At 25.2% G+C, this 18,045-nt stretch carries 19 protein-coding genes and 2 pseudogenes; all 21 read left to right on the top strand.

All coding sequences use genetic code 11. The annotated features are described in order from the left end of the window. Window positions 1–323: 323 nt before the first annotated feature. Entirely contained in the window at window positions 324–971 is a 648-nt protein-coding gene (locus tag H8R92_RS00815) for a CpsD/CapB family tyrosine-protein kinase (RefSeq protein WP_186834413.1), read from the top strand. Between the two features lie 157 nt (window positions 972–1,128). After that, a complete protein-coding gene (locus tag H8R92_RS00820; protein ID WP_186834414.1) occupies window positions 1,129–1,884 on the top strand; it encodes a tyrosine-protein phosphatase in 756 nt (251 codons plus the stop codon). A gap of 237 nt (window positions 1,885–2,121) precedes the next feature. After that, window positions 2,122–2,799 (top strand): YveK family protein, encoded by a 678-nt coding sequence (locus H8R92_RS00825; protein ID WP_186834415.1) that lies wholly within the window; start codon window positions 2,122–2,124, stop codon window positions 2,797–2,799. A 12-nt stretch (window positions 2,800–2,811) separates the two neighbouring features. Next, on the top strand, window positions 2,812–3,459 hold the full coding sequence (locus tag H8R92_RS00830; RefSeq protein WP_186834416.1) for a CpsD/CapB family tyrosine-protein kinase: 648 nt from the start codon (window positions 2,812–2,814) through the stop codon (window positions 3,457–3,459). Between the two features lie 27 nt (window positions 3,460–3,486). Then, on the top strand, window positions 3,487–4,122 hold the full coding sequence (locus H8R92_RS00835; RefSeq protein WP_186834417.1) for a sugar transferase: 636 nt from the start codon (window positions 3,487–3,489) through the stop codon (window positions 4,120–4,122). A gap of 38 nt (window positions 4,123–4,160) precedes the next feature. After that, window positions 4,161–5,327, top strand: a complete 1,167-nt coding sequence (locus H8R92_RS00840) for a nucleotide sugar dehydrogenase (RefSeq protein ID WP_186834418.1) — start codon at window positions 4,161–4,163, stop codon at window positions 5,325–5,327. Between the two features lie 24 nt (window positions 5,328–5,351). Continuing rightward, window positions 5,352–5,810, top strand: a complete 459-nt coding sequence (pssD, locus tag H8R92_RS00845) for a PssD/Cps14F family polysaccharide biosynthesis glycosyltransferase (RefSeq protein ID WP_186834419.1) — start codon at window positions 5,352–5,354, stop codon at window positions 5,808–5,810. Further along, on the top strand, window positions 5,807–6,286 hold the full coding sequence (gene pssE / locus H8R92_RS00850) for a PssE/Cps14G family polysaccharide biosynthesis glycosyltransferase (RefSeq protein ID WP_186834420.1): 480 nt from the start codon (window positions 5,807–5,809) through the stop codon (window positions 6,284–6,286). Before pssD ends, pssE begins: the two co-directional genes overlap by 4 nt. A gap of 22 nt (window positions 6,287–6,308) precedes the next feature. Then, on the top strand, window positions 6,309–7,196 hold the full coding sequence (locus H8R92_RS00855) for an ATP-grasp fold amidoligase family protein (protein ID WP_186834421.1): 888 nt from the start codon (window positions 6,309–6,311) through the stop codon (window positions 7,194–7,196). A gap of 138 nt (window positions 7,197–7,334) precedes the next feature. Beyond that, entirely contained in the window at window positions 7,335–7,490 is a 156-nt protein-coding gene (locus H8R92_RS00860) for a hypothetical protein (RefSeq protein ID WP_186834422.1), read from the top strand. Between the two features lie 72 nt (window positions 7,491–7,562). Beyond that, on the top strand, window positions 7,563–8,642 hold the full coding sequence (locus H8R92_RS00865) for a glycosyltransferase family 4 protein (RefSeq protein ID WP_186834423.1): 1,080 nt from the start codon (window positions 7,563–7,565) through the stop codon (window positions 8,640–8,642). 115 nt (window positions 8,643–8,757) lie between these two features. Further along, window positions 8,758–9,828: an O-antigen ligase family protein gene (locus tag H8R92_RS00870; RefSeq protein ID WP_186834424.1), complete on the top strand. Its 1,071-nt coding sequence runs from the start codon at window positions 8,758–8,760 to the stop codon at window positions 9,826–9,828. A gap of 35 nt (window positions 9,829–9,863) precedes the next feature. Continuing rightward, window positions 9,864–10,874 carry an acyltransferase family protein gene (locus H8R92_RS00875; RefSeq protein WP_186834425.1) on the top strand — a complete coding sequence of 337 codons (1,011 nt, stop codon included), beginning with the start codon at window positions 9,864–9,866 and terminating at the stop codon, window positions 10,872–10,874. Then, window positions 10,874–12,013 carry a glycosyltransferase gene (locus tag H8R92_RS00880; protein ID WP_186834426.1) on the top strand — a complete coding sequence of 380 codons (1,140 nt, stop codon included), beginning with the start codon at window positions 10,874–10,876 and terminating at the stop codon, window positions 12,011–12,013. The genes H8R92_RS00875 and H8R92_RS00880 overlap by 1 nt, the downstream gene beginning before the upstream one ends. After that, window positions 12,014–13,051, top strand: a complete 1,038-nt coding sequence (locus H8R92_RS00885; protein ID WP_186834427.1) for a DUF6625 family protein — start codon at window positions 12,014–12,016, stop codon at window positions 13,049–13,051. Window positions 13,052–13,061: 10 nt separating this feature from the next. Next, window positions 13,062–14,096: a glycosyltransferase family 8 protein gene (locus H8R92_RS00890; RefSeq protein WP_186834428.1), complete on the top strand. Its 1,035-nt coding sequence runs from the start codon at window positions 13,062–13,064 to the stop codon at window positions 14,094–14,096. Continuing rightward, window positions 14,083–15,150 (top strand): acyltransferase family protein, encoded by a 1,068-nt coding sequence (locus tag H8R92_RS00895; protein ID WP_186834429.1) that lies wholly within the window; start codon window positions 14,083–14,085, stop codon window positions 15,148–15,150. Before H8R92_RS00890 ends, H8R92_RS00895 begins: the two co-directional genes overlap by 14 nt. A 54-nt stretch (window positions 15,151–15,204) precedes the next feature. Beyond that, window positions 15,205–16,656: a flippase gene (locus H8R92_RS00900; RefSeq protein WP_186834430.1), complete on the top strand. Its 1,452-nt coding sequence runs from the start codon at window positions 15,205–15,207 to the stop codon at window positions 16,654–16,656. Between the two features lie 40 nt (window positions 16,657–16,696). Then, window positions 16,697–16,960: pseudogene (locus tag H8R92_RS13110) on the top strand (hypothetical protein); the annotation flags it as partial. Window positions 16,961–17,030: 70 nt separating this feature from the next. Next, a complete protein-coding gene (locus H8R92_RS00905; RefSeq protein WP_186834431.1) occupies window positions 17,031–17,474 on the top strand; it encodes a hypothetical protein in 444 nt (147 codons plus the stop codon). A gap of 44 nt (window positions 17,475–17,518) precedes the next feature. Beyond that, window positions 17,519–18,010 (top strand): annotated as a pseudogene (locus H8R92_RS00910) (UTP--glucose-1-phosphate uridylyltransferase); the annotation flags it as partial. Window positions 18,011–18,045: the final 35 nt, after the last annotated feature.

Genomic DNA, 18,045 nt, shown 5'->3' on the forward strand with positions numbered 1-18,045 from the left:
TCAATATAAAAATTAAAAATAAAATCCATAAATGTATTATAGTAGATAACAGATAATAAAAAAAAATAAGACAATAAATGACAATGAAATATTAAGGGTTTTATAAGAATTATTAAGAATTATTAAAAATTATATTTAAAATAAAGATTATAAGCACTTTTAATTTATAAATTTAATAATAAATAGAATAACATAAAAATAAGAAGGATTAAATAAGGAAAAAAATAACTTATTTGTCGTAATAAATATAAAATGCCAATCTTTTCAGAATGGAGAAGATGATATATAATTTATGAAGAATTATTATTGGAGAGGTGCTTATAATGTTTGCAATAGCTAGAAAACCTAAATCAACTGAAGCAGAATCTTATAGAAGATTGAGAACTAATATAGAATATTCATCATTTGATGATAAATATAAAGTAATTGTTGTTACAAGCTCTTTTCCTGAGGAAGGGAAAAGTACAACAGCAGGGAATTTAGCTATTTCTATGTCTGATACTGAAAAAAAGGTTTTACTAATAGATTGTGATATAAGAAAACCTAGTTTACATAAAAAATTTAAAATATCTAATTCAAAAGGATTAACTGAGTTAATAAGGGGTAGATCATCTTTTGATGAAGTTTCTTATAAATATAATGAAAACTTAACAGTTATCACTTCAGGTTCTAAGGTTCCAAATCCATCTGAACTATTAGCAAGTGAAGTTATGAATATATTTTTACAGGAAGCTAGAGAAAATTTTGATTATGTAGTTATAGATACACCACCAGTACAATTGGTAACTGATGCACAAATTTTAGGCAGTAAAGCTGATGGAACATTATTAGTTGTGAAAGCAGAATCTACCAAGAAAAATCAAGTTGCTTCATCGGTGGGATTATTAAGAAAAGTAAATGCAACAGTAATGGGAACAGTATTAAATGCAGTTAAAAATACTGTAGAAAAGAAATATAACTATTATGAATAAAGATAAATGAATAAAGGTATCCTATGTATAAATATAGGGTATTTTTTCATTTAGGGTTATTAAAATTACTAAGAATGTAATTATACAAAAAAATATAAAATATGATATATTATTTAAGAAGCTTATAATTTAATAATATGTTATATGGAGGAAGATTATGGTAGATATGCATTCACATATTATTTACGGAATAGACGATGGGTCTAAGAGTAAGGAAATGACTTTAGAAATGTTAAAGTTATCTATTGAATGTGGAGTAAAAAAAATAGTGGCAACACCACATTATATGAAAGGAAGGTTTAATGTTGAATATAGTGAGGTAAAAGATAAAGTAAATGAATTACGACAAATGGTAAGTGAAGAAAAATTAGATATAGAAATATACTGTGGACAAGAGGTTTATTATAGGGAAAATATATTAGAGTATTATGAGGAAGGTGCTATTGGAACTATAAATGATAGTAGATATATGTTAATTGAACTTCCAATGATGGAGTTTGATGTTAATAGTGTTATTGACAATTTATATGAGTTAACATTAAAGGGAATTATACCAATTATTGCTCATCCAGAAAGGTATATACCATTTATTAAAAATCCTAGTTTAATTAATGATTTTATAAAAGAAGGATATTTATTTCAATTAAATACAGGAAGTGTAATTGGTGATTTTGGTAAGGATGTAAAAAGATTAGCATTAAACTATTTAGAAAATAATGTGTATTCTGTTGTTGGTTCAGATGCTCATTCTAATGTAAATAGAAACACAGACATATCAGAAGCAATTTCAGGAGTTTTAAGAGACTATAAAGGTGAATTTGGTAAAAATGGACAATTAGTATTGGAAGATAAAGAAATAGTAAGAAAATCATTATTTATAAAAGAAAGAAAAAAGTTGTTTGGAATATTTTAAATCTAAATTATTTAGTACAAATACATTAAATTGGTTTTAATAGAAATAAAAAATACTTAAAAATAATAAAGAAATAATATAAAATATTATGTAAAGTGACAAATAAAAACATGCAAAATCACAGTGGATTTAATTTAATTTAATAATAAATTGAAATTTGTGTAGTATTTTTATGCTTTAAAGTTATATAATAGAAAAAGTCATATAATATTTATAAAAAGGAAGTGTGAAAAGTATATGGAAGAACAAGTAATTAGTATATCTGAAATAATAGATGCAGTAAAGAAAAGGTGGAAAATAATAGCCTTATGTACTTTAATAGCAACATTGGTATCAGGGATTTTTAACTTTTTTATAATAGCACCTACATATGAAGCAAGTACAAAAGTTTTTATAGGTAAAGAAGAAAGTAGTGTAGAAAATTATAACTATAATGATATAACAATGTATCAAAAACTTTTAAAAACATATTCAGAGCTTATAAAAACTAAGGATTTAATTAATAGATCTATAACTAATAGTGAATATGAATTGGAGGTAGAAGATGTATTAAATAATGTATCTGTTACAACAGTGGCTGATACACAAATGATACAAATAGCATATAAAAGTACAAGTCCCAATATAGCAAAAAATATGTTGGAGAATATAACAAATGAATTTATTACAACAGCACAAGAATTAGTACCTAATGGTAATGTGAGAGTTCTAGAAACTGTAGAATTACCAGAAGAACCAGTGGCACCAAATAAAAAGATGAATATAGCTATAGCTTTCATTTTAGGAATGATGGTAGGCCTTGGTATAGTGTTTTTATTAGAATATTTAGATAATACTTATAAAAATAAAGAACAATTAGAAAAAGATTTAGATATACCTGTACTTGGAGTTATTCCAATGTCTGATTTAGAATAGGGGGAAATATTAATGTTTGTAATGGAAAAAGCACCAAAATCAATTGATGCTGAAGCTTACAGAAGTTTAAGAAGTAATATTGAATATTCTTCTTTTGATGATGAATATAGAGCAATTGTAGTAACAAGTTCAGTGCCAGGGGAAGGGAAATCAACGACCAGTGGGAATTTAGCTCTTTCTTTAGCACAAAGTGGTAATAAAGTTTTATTAGTAGATTGTGATATGAGAAAACCTTCAATACATAAAAAATTTAAAATATCAAATATTTCTGGAACTGCGGAACTTTTATTAAGGAAGGAATCTTTTGAAGATGTTGCCAATTGTTATAATGAAAATTTAACAATTATAACAGCAGGAAAAATTCCACCTAACCCTTCAGAAATGTTATCTTCTAGAGCTATGGCAGCTTTTATTAAAGAAATGAAAAATGAGTTTAAATATATCATTCTTGATACACCACCACTACAAGCAGTAACAGATGCACAAGTATTATCAACTAAATCAGATGGAGTGTTACTGGTTGTAAGAGCTGGAAGTACTAAAAGGGAAATGGTTTTAAATTCTGTGGATTTAATTAAAAAGGTACATGGAAAAATTATTGGTACTGTTTTAAATGGGGTAGAAAATAAGAAGAATAACTATTATTATTACGGGGAATAACAATAAACATTTAAATGGAGGGGTTAAATGAGTGAAGTAATCGAAAATGAAAGAAGTAATATATTATATGAAGTAATTAAAAGAATAATTGATATAGTAGCATCTTTTACAGGACTTATATTACTATCTCCACTTATTTTAATAGTTTCAATGTTAATCAAATTAGAATCTAAAGGTGAAGTGATTTTTAAGCAAAAAAGAGTAGGTTTAAATGGAAAAGAATTTTATATGTATAAATTTAGATCAATGGTAATTAATGCAGAAGAACTTAAAGAACAACTGGAAAGTCAAAATGAAATGTCAGGACCTATGTTTAAAATAAAGGATGATCCTAGAATAACAAAGGTAGGTAAGTTTATTAGAAAAACATCTATAGATGAATTACCTCAGCTTATTAATGTTATTAAGGGCGATATGTCCTTAGTTGGGCCTAGGCCAAGTCTTCCAAAGGAAGTTGAAAAGTTTGAACAATGGATGATGGAAAGGCTTGAAGTTAAACCAGGATTAACATGTATATGGCAAATAAGTGGAAGAAATAATATTGATTTTGAGGATTGGATGAAGCTTGATATTAAATATGTAAGGGAAAGAAGCTTTAAATTAGATATGAAGCTTATATTAAAAACTGTATTAGTGCTTTTGGGAGATAAAAATGCATCTTAGTTTTTATATAAAATAGTATAAAAATGGGGGAATTGAAAATGAAAATAGCAGTGGTTGGAACAGGTTATGTTGGATTGTCTAATGCAATTTTATTAGCTCAACATAATGAAGTAGTAGCAGTTGATATAATTCAAGAAAAGGTAGATATGATTAATGATAAAGTATCACCTATAGTAGATAAAGAAATAGAAGATTATTTAAAAAATAAGAAGTTAAATTTAGTAGCAACAACAGATTCTTATAAAGCATATAAAGATGCTGAGTTTGTAATTATTTCAACACCAACAAATTATGATCCAGAAATGAATTATTTTAATACAAGAAGTGTTGAAGCTGTAATTGCCAATGTACTTTCAATTAATCCAGAGGCAACAATGGTAATTAAATCTACAGTTCCTGTTGGATATACCAAGAAAATTAAGGAAATGTTTGAAACAGACAATATAATTTTCTCTCCAGAGTTTTTAAGGGAAGGAAAGGCTCTATACGATAATCTTCATCCTTCAAGAATTATTGTTGGTGAACAATCTGAAAGAGCTGAAAAGTTTGCTAATCTTTTAAAAGAAGGAGCTATTAAGGAAGATATTCCAGTATTATTTACAGATAGTACTGAAGCAGAAGCAGTTAAGCTTTTCTCTAATACATATTTAGCATTAAGAGTAGCTTATTTTAATGAGTTAGATACTTATGCAGAAATGAAAGGTTTAAATACTAAACAAATTATTGAAGGTGTTGGATTAGACCCAAGAATAGGAAGCCATTATAATAATCCTTCCTTTGGATATGGTGGGTATTGTTTACCTAAGGATACTAAACAATTAAGAGCTAATTATGAAGATGTTCCAAATGAAATTATTGGAGCTATAGTTGAAGCTAATAGAACAAGAAAAGACTTTATTGCAGAACAAATAATTAAGAAAAATCCAAAGGTAGTTGGTATCTATAGATTAACTATGAAGACTGATTCAGATAATTTTAGAGCTTCATCAATTCAAGGAATAATGAAGAGAATTAAGGCTAAGGGAATTGAAGTTGTAGTTTATGAACCTGTTCTTAAGGAAGAAAGTTTCTTTAATTCTAAAGTTATTAGAAATTTAGAGGAATTTAAGACTATTAGTGATGTTATTGTTTCTAATAGATTAGCAGAAGAGTTATTTGATGTAGAAGAGAAAGTTTATACTAGGGATTTATTTGGTAGAGACTAATAAATATTAAAGAGGGCAATAGGAATGAAGAAAATTTGTTTTACTGCGTCAACTGGAGGACACTTTGAACAGTTAATGATGTTGAAGCCACTTATGGATAAGTATGATAGTTTTATTGTAACAGAAAAAACAGGATATTCGGTGATAAAAGACAATAGAAAAATTTATTACTTAAATCAAGTAAATAGACATGAGAAAACCTTCGTATTTAAGATGATAACTAATGCTTTTAAGAGTTTTAAAATATTTCTTAGAGAAAAACCAGATGTAATTATATCAACAGGTGCATTAGCAACAATACCTATATGTATATTTGCTAAGGTTTTAAAGAAAAAGATTATATTTATTGAATCTTTTGCAAAGGTAACTTCACCTACATTAACAGGTAAATTAATTTATAAATTTGCTGATCAATTTTATGTTCAATGGGAGCAAATGAAGGAATATTATCCAGAGGCTATATATGAGGGGGGAATATATTGATTTTTGTAACTTTAGGATCTCAAAAATTTCAATTTAATAGATTATTAATTGAAATTGATAGATTAGTTGAAGAAGGAAAAATAACAGAAGAAGTATTTGCTCAAACAGGATATAGCGATTATGAACCAAAAAATTATGAATATAAGAATTTCTTAGATAGAGATGAATTTAGCGATATTATGGGGAAGTGTGATAAGGTTATTACTCATGGTGGAACTGGAGCTATAATTGGTGCAGTTAAAAAAGAGAAGAAAGTTATAGCTGTATCTAGATTATCTAAATTTGGAGAACATGTTGATGATCATCAGTTACAGATTATTGAACAGTTTGAAGAAATGAATTTTATTAAAGGTATAAAGAGAATAGATGAATTAGAAGGAGCATTAACTAAAATTGATAAACTTAAATTTAATTCATATGTTTCCAATACTAAAAATATTTTGAAATATATTGAAGAATTTATAGATAAAGTATAGTAAATATCAAATTGGAGGATGTATGAAGAATAAGAGAGTTAGAAGACTTGTTAAATTTGTGTGGAGAAGGATTACACCGATAATATATAATATTTCTCCAGTTTTTTCATCAAAAATATTATTTAGAATTTCAACAGGAAAAAAACTAAATTTGAAAGAACCGAAGACATTTAATGAAAAGCTTATGTGGCTTAAATTATATGATAATAACGAATTAGTAGTGAAGTGTGCAGATAAATATGAAGTTAGAAAGTATGTAGAAGATTTAGGATATAAAAACTTATTACCTAAATTATATGGTATTTATGAGCAAAGTGAAGATATAGAGTGGAGTAAGTTTCCTAAAAAATTTGCTATAAAATGTACGCATGGATGTGGATTTAATATAATCTGTGATGATAAGTCGAAATTAAATATAAATGAAGCAAATGAGAAGTTGAAAAAATGGTTAAAAACTAGATATGTATTTGAAGCATTAGAAAGTCAATACGATAAAATGATACCGAGAATAATATGTGAAGAATATATAGAAACAAAAGATGGAGTATTACCTAATGATTATAAGATTTATTGCTTTAATGGTAAACCTAAATTAACACTAGTATGTACGGAAAGAGCTAAAGAAGTAAAAATGAAGTTTATGGATTTGAAATGGAAAGAAATGAATATAGGAAATCCAGATTTCTTAAGTGATGAATATCCTAATAAACCAGAGTGTTATGATGAAATGTTAAAAATAGCTGAAAGATTATCCAAGCCATTTCCATTTGTAAGAGTGGATTTTTATGATTTAAATGGTAAACCAATTTTAGGTGAAATGACATTTACACCGGCTGGGTGTGCAGCAAGATATTATAATGAAAATGGTCTAAATATGTTAGGAAGTATGATTAAACTATCTGAGAAATAAATATTATTTTAAGAATAAGAATTTAAAGTTAATATTTTGAAGGTAAATTGTATCAGTATATTTATAATAGTGGCGCATTATAATAAAGTATTTTTATAAATATGAACAGTATTAGATAATTATTATAAAAATATTGATATGCTATCAGTAGTGAAGTTGCTATCAGGAGATTTTGAATTCATCAGGGTTGTTGATTTAGATTGTTCAAATGGAAAAGTATATTTTGAAGAAGTAAGAGTTATATCTAATAATGATCGTATATTATGTGAACTTGATGAAAAAATTTATAAGTAGCTAAAATGATGAATTATATAAATATAATAAGAATACTTTTTAGTATTAGAATATAAGATGAGGACTAAATATATGAATAATAAATTGATTAAAGTATTAGAAATAGGACCTAGTGTAACTAGATCTAAAGGAGGAATGGCAACTGTTATTGATGGAATATATAAAGATAAGGTAAGCTTTCAAGGATATAAAATTGATTTATTTGATTCATTTATTGATGGAAATAAATTGAAGAGATTAATGTTTTGTATATATGCTTATATAAAATTTCATTTATTATATAAGCAATACGATATTTTTCATATTCATATGGCTTCATATGGGAGTACTTTTCGTAAGATTAAGTACATAAAATTTTTAAAAAGAAATAATAAAAAAGTAATAGTTCATGTGCATGGTGCAGCATATATGGAGTTTTACAGAGCGTTAAATGATAAAAGAAAAAAAATGATAACTGACACAATTAATGAAGCTGATTTGGTGATTGCATTATCAGAAACATGGAAATGTTTTTTTGAAAATGAGATAAAATTTAAAAATGTTGTAGTATTAAATAATGCTGTAGATACCAAAGAATTTAAAAACATAAATATTAATAGGAATCAAAAAGTAAATAAATTGCTGTTTTTGGGGAGATTAGGGAAAAGGAAAGGTACATATGATTTAATTTATGCGATTAAAGCATTAAAAGATATGGGAGTACTAGTTAAGTGTATTTTTGCTGGAGATGGTGAAATTGAAAAAGCTAAAATGTTGGCTGAAGAATTAGGAGTATTGAATCAACTAGAATTTACAGGATGGATTGATACAAAGAAAAAAATGAAATTGTTAAAAAGCATAGAAGTCATAGTGTTACCATCTTATAATGAAGGATTACCAATGACTATTTTAGAAGGAATGGCAAGTGGAAAAATTATAATTAGTACTACGGTTGGAGCAATACCTGAAGTCATTATAGAAGAGGAAAATGGTTTTTTAATAGAACCGGGAGATATTACAAAACTTGCAGAAGTAATAAAATATGTTTATGAAAATGAAGAGATTTTAGAGAAAATATCTAAAAATAATATTGCTAAAATAGATAAATATTTTAATATAAAAAAAATAAATAGAAAATTAGAGAAGCATTTTTATAATATATATACTAGATAAAGGTGGTATAATGAACAAATCATGTTACAGATTATTAGTATATCTAATAATTATAAATTCATTTATTTCAATTACAAATAAATTTTATCCGGGTTTTTTGCAAATAGGGAAAATTTTGGGTGGATTATTATTAATAAATATTGCAATAATTTTTAAAGAAACTTTAAAAATAAAAGATATATTTTTTTGTATATTTTTGGGGATATTTTCAGGGTTAGCTATTTTACACTCAGTAGAGCATTCTATTACAATTGAACATTTAATGTTTTTTATATCAACTACATCACTTATATGGAAATTGTGTGAAAGCAATGTACGTATTAATTTGAAGCAAGTTTTATCTAATAAAATTAAACTATTAAATAGATATGTATTTTTTATAGTAGGTTTGTTGTTAATTGGGTTAATTATGCCAAGTTGTTATAAGTATATTAATGGTGACAATCTATACTATGGATTTGCAGAAAGTGGTCATAAATTAGCAGGAAATATTTGCTTTGTTACAGCATTAACTATATTTATATATCAAAAAAGAAAATTTCAACTATACCAGGTATGTATTCTTGGAATATTATTTATGATACTTTTAATGACAGGTTCAAGAACTTATTGTATACCAGAAATAATCTTATTATTTGTATATTATAAATTTAACATTGGGAAATTAAGAACAAAATGGATAATTACACCTATTATTTTGGTGGCAACTGTGTATTTAATTATTAATTCAAATGTTCTAGAAAGGTTTATATCTATGGGGAATAATACTTATGTGTCCAGTAATTTCTGGGAAGCTGTATCCAGTGGTAGATTAATTTGGTGGAAAATTGATATACAAGAATTCGCAAAGTTAAGCATAATAGAACAGCTTTTAGGAAAGGGATTTGCATTTGTTTATCAGATAAATGAACAGTTTTATGGATTAAAAATTGGTGCTCATAATGATTTTTTAAATATATTATTATCTGTAGGCTGGATAGGACTTATAGGATATATACTGATTATTTTAAATTTATTTTTCAAATTTGGAAGGCAATTATTTTTTAAAAATGATAAGAGTATAATAATGAAGTTAAGTTTAATAGCTGTATATATATTATGGAATGCAAATATTAATGGATTTTATGGAGCACAACAGTATTTATTTAGCTTTATAATATTAATATTAATTTTTGATAAGAATTAAGGAAGTAAAGACTATTAGTTAGGAGTGGATTTTTGGTGGATAATATAAAAAAGAGAGTTCTATGGATAGATCTACTTAAAGCTATATCAATGTTATTTGTAATGTTAGGACATATTGATTTTTGTCCTAGTCAATGGAGTTATTTTTATGGCCCATTTTTTTTATCTGCATTTCTCTTTGCATCAGGTTACACATTTAATAATAAGAGAAGCTTTAGTGAATTTTTTATAAATAAGGTTAAGACTTTACTAGTCCCGATGTTTATTTTTAGTTTAATAAATATTGGAAGTAGGTTATTATTAACATTCAATAATGACCAAGTTATAAGTCAAGACATTAAGGATTGTTTTTTTCAGATTAGAGGGAAAAATGATGAGTTATGGTTTATAGCATGCATATTTGGAGCAAGTATTGTATTTTATTTTGTTAATAAATTAATTAATAAGCAAAAGATTTTTATTATTACTATTTTATTATTATGTTTTTGTAGCATAATTTATGATAAGACAATTGGTATACCATTACCATGGCATATTCAAATGTATGGATCAGCATGTTTTTATATGGGGCTAGGAGCATTATATAAACAAAATGAAAATAAATTAAGAAAGTTTATAAATTATTATTCATTAATGCTTACTTTAATAATGTATTTTATTATAGTATCAATGCAATATGTATATAAACAGGGAGACCCAATTGTATTTTATAATTACGGACAAAGTATATTGAGATATTTTACAATATCTGGGCTTGGTCTGGCTATGATACTCCAAATTGTGAATTTAATTCCTAATATAAAGCTATTATCTTTTATAGGAAGAAATTCGTTCATTTATTATGCATTTCATGGGAAAGTTGAAAGCTTAATATTAGTAGTATTAAAAAAAAGTGAGGTATTATCACAACAAGTTATAAATGGAAAGATGATTTTATTATTAATTATATACTTAATACTTGAAGTAATTTTATTAATACCAGTAGCAATTATTATAAATAGATATTTTCCATTTATGCTTGGGAGAAGTAAAGTGAGGAATTATTAATGAAAAAAATATTACATATTGTTTCTAGTTGGGGAACTGGTGGTGTAGAGAGGTATATTAGTAATTATATAAATGAAATGGATGAATATATATTTGATATACTTACTATTAGAAAATGTAAAAAGGAATCTGTTTTTACTCAACCAATTTTAGATAGGGGGGGAGAGTTTTTCTCTCTTAACCAAGTAGAAGGAAATATTTTTGAAAGAACTAGTTCTAGAAAAAAAGAATTAGTCAAATTGATTAATAAGAATAAATATGAAATTGTTCATATTAATGCTGGTACTGCAGATGCTTTTATACTTGCTCATAGTGTTAAGAAACAGTTGCCAAATATAAAAGTAGTAATGCATTGCCATGGTAGTAATGTAGAAGCTCCAAAAAAAATATTAAAGAGAGCATTTCATGAAGTTTGTAAGTTTATTTATGGAAATAATGTCGATTACTGTATTGCTGTTTCTGATATAACATTATCATGGATGTTTAAGAAAAGTACATTAAAAAACAAGCCATATTCTGTTTTTAGTTGCGGTATTGATATTGAAAAATTTAAATATAATAAAAGCGATAGAGAGAAAATTAGAAAAGAATTGGGTATAGAAAACGAATTTGTAATTGGAACGATAGGTAGATTTACACAACAAAAGAATCCATTTTATATAGTGAAAATTATATCAGAACTAAATAAATTAAATGATAATTTTAAGTTTTTATGGGTGGGAGAAGGAAAGCTTTTAGATGATGTTAAGGAAAAAGCAAAGGAACTAGGCATTTATGAAAAGTTTATATTTTATGGTATTAGTAAAAATATAGCTCCTTTATTATCTACAATGGATCTATTTATTTTACCGTCTTGTTTTGAAGGGAATCCAATTGTAGGAATTGAAGCTCAGGCTAATGGATTAAAATGTATATTCTCTAATACCATTACTAGAGAAGTTGATGTAACAGAAAATTCAGATTTTATATCTATTGTTAATAGTGAGAAGATATGGGCAAAGAAAATATTAGAATGTAAAGTTCCCCATGATAGAAATCTAAAAAATATAACAAGTAGTATTAAAAGTAGTGGATGTGATATGAAGGAAAATTCAATTAAATTAAGTAATATTTATAATATTCTAACGGAGAGAAAATAAATGAAAAAAATTATTATAATAATACCTTATTTTGGTGAATTCCCAAATTATTTTGATTTGTGGATGAAATCTGTTAAATATAATTCAGATATAGATTTTTTATTAATTACAGATAATAATATAACGGATAAACCTAATAATATAAAAATAATTAATATAAGTTTTGAAGAATGTATAAATAGAATACAAAAAAACTATAAATTTAAAATAAAAATTCCAACTCCATATAGACTTTCCACTTTTAAACCAGCATATGGAGATATATTTCAAGATGAAATTAGAGGATATGATTTTTGGGGTTGGTGCGATATTGATTTAATATTTGGAGATTTAAGAAAGTTTTTGACTGACGATATTCTTACTAATAATGAAAAAATATTATCACATGGACATCTTACATTATTAAAAAACAACAAAAAAATGAATGAGTTATATAAAGTTAAAAAATTCGATTGTATAAACTATAAAGATGCCTTTTCAGCTGGCCTATTATTTAATAATTTTGATGAATATCCTTATGGAATATCAAGAATTGCTAATAAGGAGAATATTAAAGTTTATAATGAAGGGATATTTGCTGATTTAGATAGTTTTTTCTTTACGTTTAGAAAGCTATACTCATATTTAAGTAAAGATGATGATTCAGAAGAAATCATTCAAGTATTTAAATGGGATAAAGGAAAGTTATTTAATATAATATTACAAGATAATAAAAGAATTGAAGAAGAGGTTGCATATGTTCATTTCCAAAAAAGGAGTATGCAAAATAATGACAATTGTAACGATAAATATATGATTGTTCCTAATAAGTTTATCAATAAAGAGGATTTATCTAATGAAGAAATAATTGATATTTGTGATTTAAATAAAAATAAGTATTATTGTGAAGAATTAAGAGAAAAGATTTCTAAAAATAGACAAAAAAGTTTTTTTAAAAAACTTTTTTCTTATATTTATTGGAAAAATCGTATTTTTCGATTTAAAATGATAAAAATTTTAAAGATTAAACCTTACGAATTTTCAAAAGGTGGATTCTAGGAGGAAAACAATGAGACCATTATATATTTGCTTAGCTACAGATGAAAATTATGCTCAATTAGCAACAGTAGCAATTACGTCAGTTTTCGAAAAAAATAGATATGCAACAGAAATTGAGATATACATATTAGATGGTGGAATAAAAGAAAAAACTAAGAATATTATGAGGTCTTTAACAAAAAAATATCAAAGAAAAATATTTTTTGTGGATGTTACAAATAAATTAAAAAAATTAAAGGAAATGAATGTGAATTCTCAAGGGAAATTTGGATCATATGCAGCATATTCTAGATTTTTTATTACTGAATATTTACCAGACTATGTTGATAAAATATTATATATAGATTGTGATACTTGTGTTGTAAATTCATTAAATGAATTATTTAGCATTGACATGAAGGAATATGCATTGGCGGGAATTTTAGATATTTTACCTCAGTTTCATAAAAAATATATAAATTTTTCAGAGCAAGATAATTATTATAATTCTGGAGTATTACTATTTAATTGTGAGATATGGAAAAAAGAAAATTATACGAATAAAATTATAGAGCATATAAAAAATATTAAAAGTAATTATTCTTTTCATGATCAAGATTTAATTAATATAATATGTAAAAATAAAATATTAACATTAAGCCCTAAATATATGGTGTTTTATCCAGAATATAAGTGGGGAGAAAAAAATATACGTTGGTTAAATGGGTTTAATCATGAATATTATTCGAATGAAGAACTAATAAATGCTTTAAAAGAACCTATAATTATCCATTATGTTGATAGTATTGTAGGAAGACCATGGTATGAAGATAATATAAATGATTATTCAAGGTATTGGGAAGAAATGAAAGCGAAATCTCCTTATGATGATAGTTTTACTAAAATAGTTAAGCCTTCATCAATAAGACACAAAATATTAAGAGGAATATATAGGTATTTACCTTTATCAATATTTATTACTATTCATAAGAAAAGAAGAAATCAATTATTGACAAAAAGAGAAAAAATATCAGGTATAAGAGGAAAAAACAATGAAACAGCATAATAAGTTAAAAAGAAATTCTAATTTTGAACTTTTAAGAGTAATAAGTATGTTTGCTATAATATTGGGGCATTTTTCTTATCATGGTAATTTTAATTTATCTCAACATTCTTTTTCAATTAATAAGGTTTTTTTAGAGTTTGTACAGTTTGGTGGAGATTTTGGTATAAATTGTTTTGTTATGATTTCAAGTTATTTCATGGTTGAATGGAATTTCAAAGTAGAGAGAGTAATAAAGATATCATATAAAGTATGGAGTTACTCAGTAGGATTTATAATTATATTTGTGACCTTTAAAATTTATAATCAAGATCTGTATACATTGATAAAAAGTATATTTCCTATATTGAGCAATTTATATTGGTTTGCAACTTCATATATTATATTTTATATACTAGTACCATTTATAAATATTTTCATTAAAAGTATTAATAGAAATATTCATTTTAGGATTTTATGTATTTGCTTAACTTTATGGTGCATAATTCCTACAATTACTCCTTTTGAGCTAATGTATAATGAATTGAGTTGGTTTATTACTTTGTATATACTTATCTCTTATATAAAGATTTATGAGCCTAAGATTACTAGTAGTTTAAAAGTAAAGGTAAGTATAATAGTTATAAGTTTTTTAACAATTTTAATATCAGTAATAGTGTTAACAAGTTTAGCTGATAAGATTTCAGTTATTAATAAATATATTACATTCTTTGAAAGACGAAATCGAATACCAACAGTGCTATTTTCACTAAGTGTATTCTTAATTTTTAAGGATTGGAAATTTAAATATAAACCATATATAAATTTATTAGGAAGTGCTACATTTGGTGTATATTTAATACATGATAATCCTCTAATGAGAAATGTTTTATGGAATGATATATTTAAAAATAATCAATTCTTCAATTCTAATTTACTATGGATATACGCTTTTATAGTAGCCTTAATAATTTTAATTTTTTCATCACTTATAGATATTATAAAACAAAATAGTATTGATAAATTAATGAATAAAATATTTATAAAAATTAAAGTAAAAAATATTATTATAGATTAGAAAAATTGATTAATTTTTTATATAAATTAAAGATAATAGGCTGAGGATAAAATTATGAAGAAAGATAGATCAATTACAAAAAATTATTTATATAATGTATCATATAAAATTCTAACATTAATTACTCCATTGATAACCACTCCTTATATAGCTAGAGTGCTTGGAGTAGATAATGTTGGAATATATAATTATACATATTCTATAATATCATATTTTGTATTGTTTGGAGTGTTAGGGTCAACGATATATGCTCAACGTGAAATTGCGTATGTGCAAAATGACAAAGAAAAAACAAACTTAGTATTTTGGGAGTTATTTTTTATTAGATTAATTACAGTAGGGACAAGTATATTAATTTTTAGTTTCTATTTTCCAAAATCAGAATATAAAATATATTTATTTATATTTTTATTTGAATTAATTGCAAATATATTTGATATATCTTGGTTATATTATGGGATAGAAGAATTTAAAGTAATTACTATAAGAAATTTTATTATTAAGATTATTGGAGTAGGATGTATATTCATTTTTGTTAGAAGTAGTACAGATTTAAATATATATATTTGGTGTCATGTTTTAATTTTACTATTAGGAAATTTATCATTATGGATTAGTGCAAAAAAATTTATAGGAAAACCTATATTTAAATTTAATACAGTTATGAAGCATTTTACACCGATTCTGATACTATTTTTACCACAGTGTATAGATTCTGTATATATGATTATGGATAAGATAATGTTAGGTAAAATATCAACTATAACCCAAGTAGGATTATATAGTCAAGCGGATAAAATAATAAAAATGGCCGTAACTATAGTAACATCTATGGGATTAGTAATGAGTCCTAGAATTGCATCTAGTTTTGCGACAGGTGATAATAAACAGATAAGAAGATATTTACATTCGTCTTTTGAGTTTATTTTTATAATAGCTATTCCAATAATGTGTGGATTAGTATCTATATCTGATAATTTTGTAGGTTGGTTTTTTGGTGAAGGTTATGAAGGAGTTATAATTTTAATAAAACTTTTAGCACCAACAGTTGTATTTTTAGGAATTAATAGTGTTATTGGATGGCAGTATTTATTATCAGTTAAAAGAGAAAAAGATTTTATTTTTTCAGTTTCTATTGGAGCTATTATAAATATTATTTTAAATATTATATTAATAATTAAATTTAAAGCAGTTGGTGCTGTAATTGCTTCCGTAGTTTCTATGGCAATAATGTCTATTATTAATTTTATATTTGTAAAGAAACAGATATCATTTAAGTATTTACTATCTAAGCTTTATAAACCATTAATAGCGGCTATAATTATGACTATTATTGTAGAAATAGTAGGAAAATATATTTCAGTATCATTTATTAGTACTGTTATACAAGTAATTGTAGGAATAATTATCTATATACTAATTCTATTCATTATTAAAGATGATATTATGATAAGGTATGTAAGTAAGATTAAGGGTAAGAAAAATAATAATAGAGATAATGATTAGATAGACTAAAAGATGAATAAAACTTTATAGACAATTTTTATTAAGTATATTAATCGATTGTTATGGAGAGTATAAAACTTCAGTTTTAGGAGTTCAAACAGTAGATCAAAAAGATGTTAATAAGTATGGAATAGTTGATGAACTACATGATGAACTGCATATTGAAGATAGAGTATACAAAGCTAAAGAACTGGTATATGATGTAGGGGATAAGATTGGATTTCTTGAGGCTACAGTTGAATATGCTCTTAGAAAAGAAAAGTTAAGAGATGGATTTATTGAGTATTTAAAAACTATACTATAATTTTATAACTTCTCCAGAAAAATTTAAGCACTAACTTTTTTCTGGAGAAATTTTTTAATGGGGTAGAGATATGAAGAGTTTAAATATGGAACAATTAATATTAAATTACGTAGAAAACAATATAACAGAAGAAATAAAAGAAGAATTTATAAATGCAGCTATACATTTTATAATTAACGAAGATAATTGTAGTCAAGCTGATATTATGAGAATCAAATATAGATTTAAGAAGATAAAATCACAAGAAATTATAGATTACTTAAAATTATGTTCAACTTATGGCTATATAATTTATAGATCAGTAATACTTAATTTAATTGAAGAAAGTATGAAATCTAGATGTTGTGAAGTTATTATAGAAATAAGCAATGAATTAACTAAGTATGTAACTATGGAAAGTGATGAAGATCAGTTACATAAAAATATAGAGTTAGCTATTAGCAAGTTATATATTAGTGACAATTGTAATAAAGTAGTTTTAGAAAAATTCAAAACATGTAATTTTAACTTTTAGTAATTTATATTATGAGGGGCTGTATCAAATATTATTTTGATACAGCCCCTGGAATTGAAGAAATACTTGTAATAACAGGAAGAAGTAAAAAGTGCATTGAAGATCACTTTGATAAATCTGTTGAATTAGAGCTTGAACTTGAAAAGAGTGGAAAGCAAGAAATGCTTAAAATGGTTAGAGATATATCAGATATGGTGGGTATTCACTTTATAAGACAAAAGGAACCAAAGGGGCTTGGACACGCTATTCAATGTGCTAAGACTTTCGTAGGAGATGAGCCATTTGCAGTACTTCTTGGAGATGATATTGTATATAACGAAGAAAAACCTTGCTTAAAGCAACTTATTGATTGTTATGATGAATATAAGACATCAGTTTTAGGTGTGCAAACAGCACCAGAAAAAGATGTTAATAAATATGGAATAGTTGATGGATTACATATTGAACATAGAGTATATAAAGTAAAAGGCTTAGTGGAAAAGCCTGCAGTGGAAGAAGCACCAACAAATGTAGCCATATTAGGAAGATATATAATATACTATGAGGACTGTTTAAAGAAGTGATATTACAC

The organism is Clostridium lentum, assembly GCF_014287815.1.
In the GTDB taxonomy this organism is placed as follows: domain Bacteria; phylum Bacillota; class Clostridia; order Clostridiales; family Clostridiaceae; genus Clostridium; species Clostridium lentum.

Bases quoted from the DNA above. Each gene is read 5' to 3' on its own strand.
- H8R92_RS00815 (WP_186834413.1), top strand. From the start codon at position 324: ATGTTTGCAATAGCTAGAAAACCTAAATCAACTGAAGCAGAATCTTAT.
- H8R92_RS00820 (WP_186834414.1), top strand. From the start codon at position 1,129: ATGGTAGATATGCATTCACATATTATTTACGGAATAGACGATGGGTCT.
- H8R92_RS00825 (WP_186834415.1), top strand. From the start codon at position 2,122: ATGGAAGAACAAGTAATTAGTATATCTGAAATAATAGATGCAGTAAAG.
- H8R92_RS00830 (WP_186834416.1), top strand. From the start codon at position 2,812: ATGTTTGTAATGGAAAAAGCACCAAAATCAATTGATGCTGAAGCTTAC.
- H8R92_RS00835 (WP_186834417.1), top strand. From the start codon at position 3,487: ATGAGTGAAGTAATCGAAAATGAAAGAAGTAATATATTATATGAAGTA.
- H8R92_RS00840 (WP_186834418.1), top strand. From the start codon at position 4,161: ATGAAAATAGCAGTGGTTGGAACAGGTTATGTTGGATTGTCTAATGCA.
- pssD (WP_186834419.1), top strand. From the start codon at position 5,352: ATGAAGAAAATTTGTTTTACTGCGTCAACTGGAGGACACTTTGAACAG.
- H8R92_RS00855 (WP_186834421.1), top strand. From the start codon at position 6,309: ATGAAGAATAAGAGAGTTAGAAGACTTGTTAAATTTGTGTGGAGAAGG.
- H8R92_RS00860 (WP_186834422.1), top strand. From the start codon at position 7,335: ATGCTATCAGTAGTGAAGTTGCTATCAGGAGATTTTGAATTCATCAGG.
- H8R92_RS00865 (WP_186834423.1), top strand. From the start codon at position 7,563: ATGAATAATAAATTGATTAAAGTATTAGAAATAGGACCTAGTGTAACT.
- H8R92_RS00880 (WP_186834426.1), top strand. From the start codon at position 10,874: ATGAAAAAAATATTACATATTGTTTCTAGTTGGGGAACTGGTGGTGTA.
- H8R92_RS00885 (WP_186834427.1), top strand. From the start codon at position 12,014: ATGAAAAAAATTATTATAATAATACCTTATTTTGGTGAATTCCCAAAT.
- H8R92_RS00890 (WP_186834428.1), top strand. From the start codon at position 13,062: ATGAGACCATTATATATTTGCTTAGCTACAGATGAAAATTATGCTCAA.
- H8R92_RS00895 (WP_186834429.1), top strand. From the start codon at position 14,083: ATGAAACAGCATAATAAGTTAAAAAGAAATTCTAATTTTGAACTTTTA.
- H8R92_RS00900 (WP_186834430.1), top strand. From the start codon at position 15,205: ATGAAGAAAGATAGATCAATTACAAAAAATTATTTATATAATGTATCA.
- H8R92_RS00905 (WP_186834431.1), top strand. From the start codon at position 17,031: ATGAAGAGTTTAAATATGGAACAATTAATATTAAATTACGTAGAAAAC.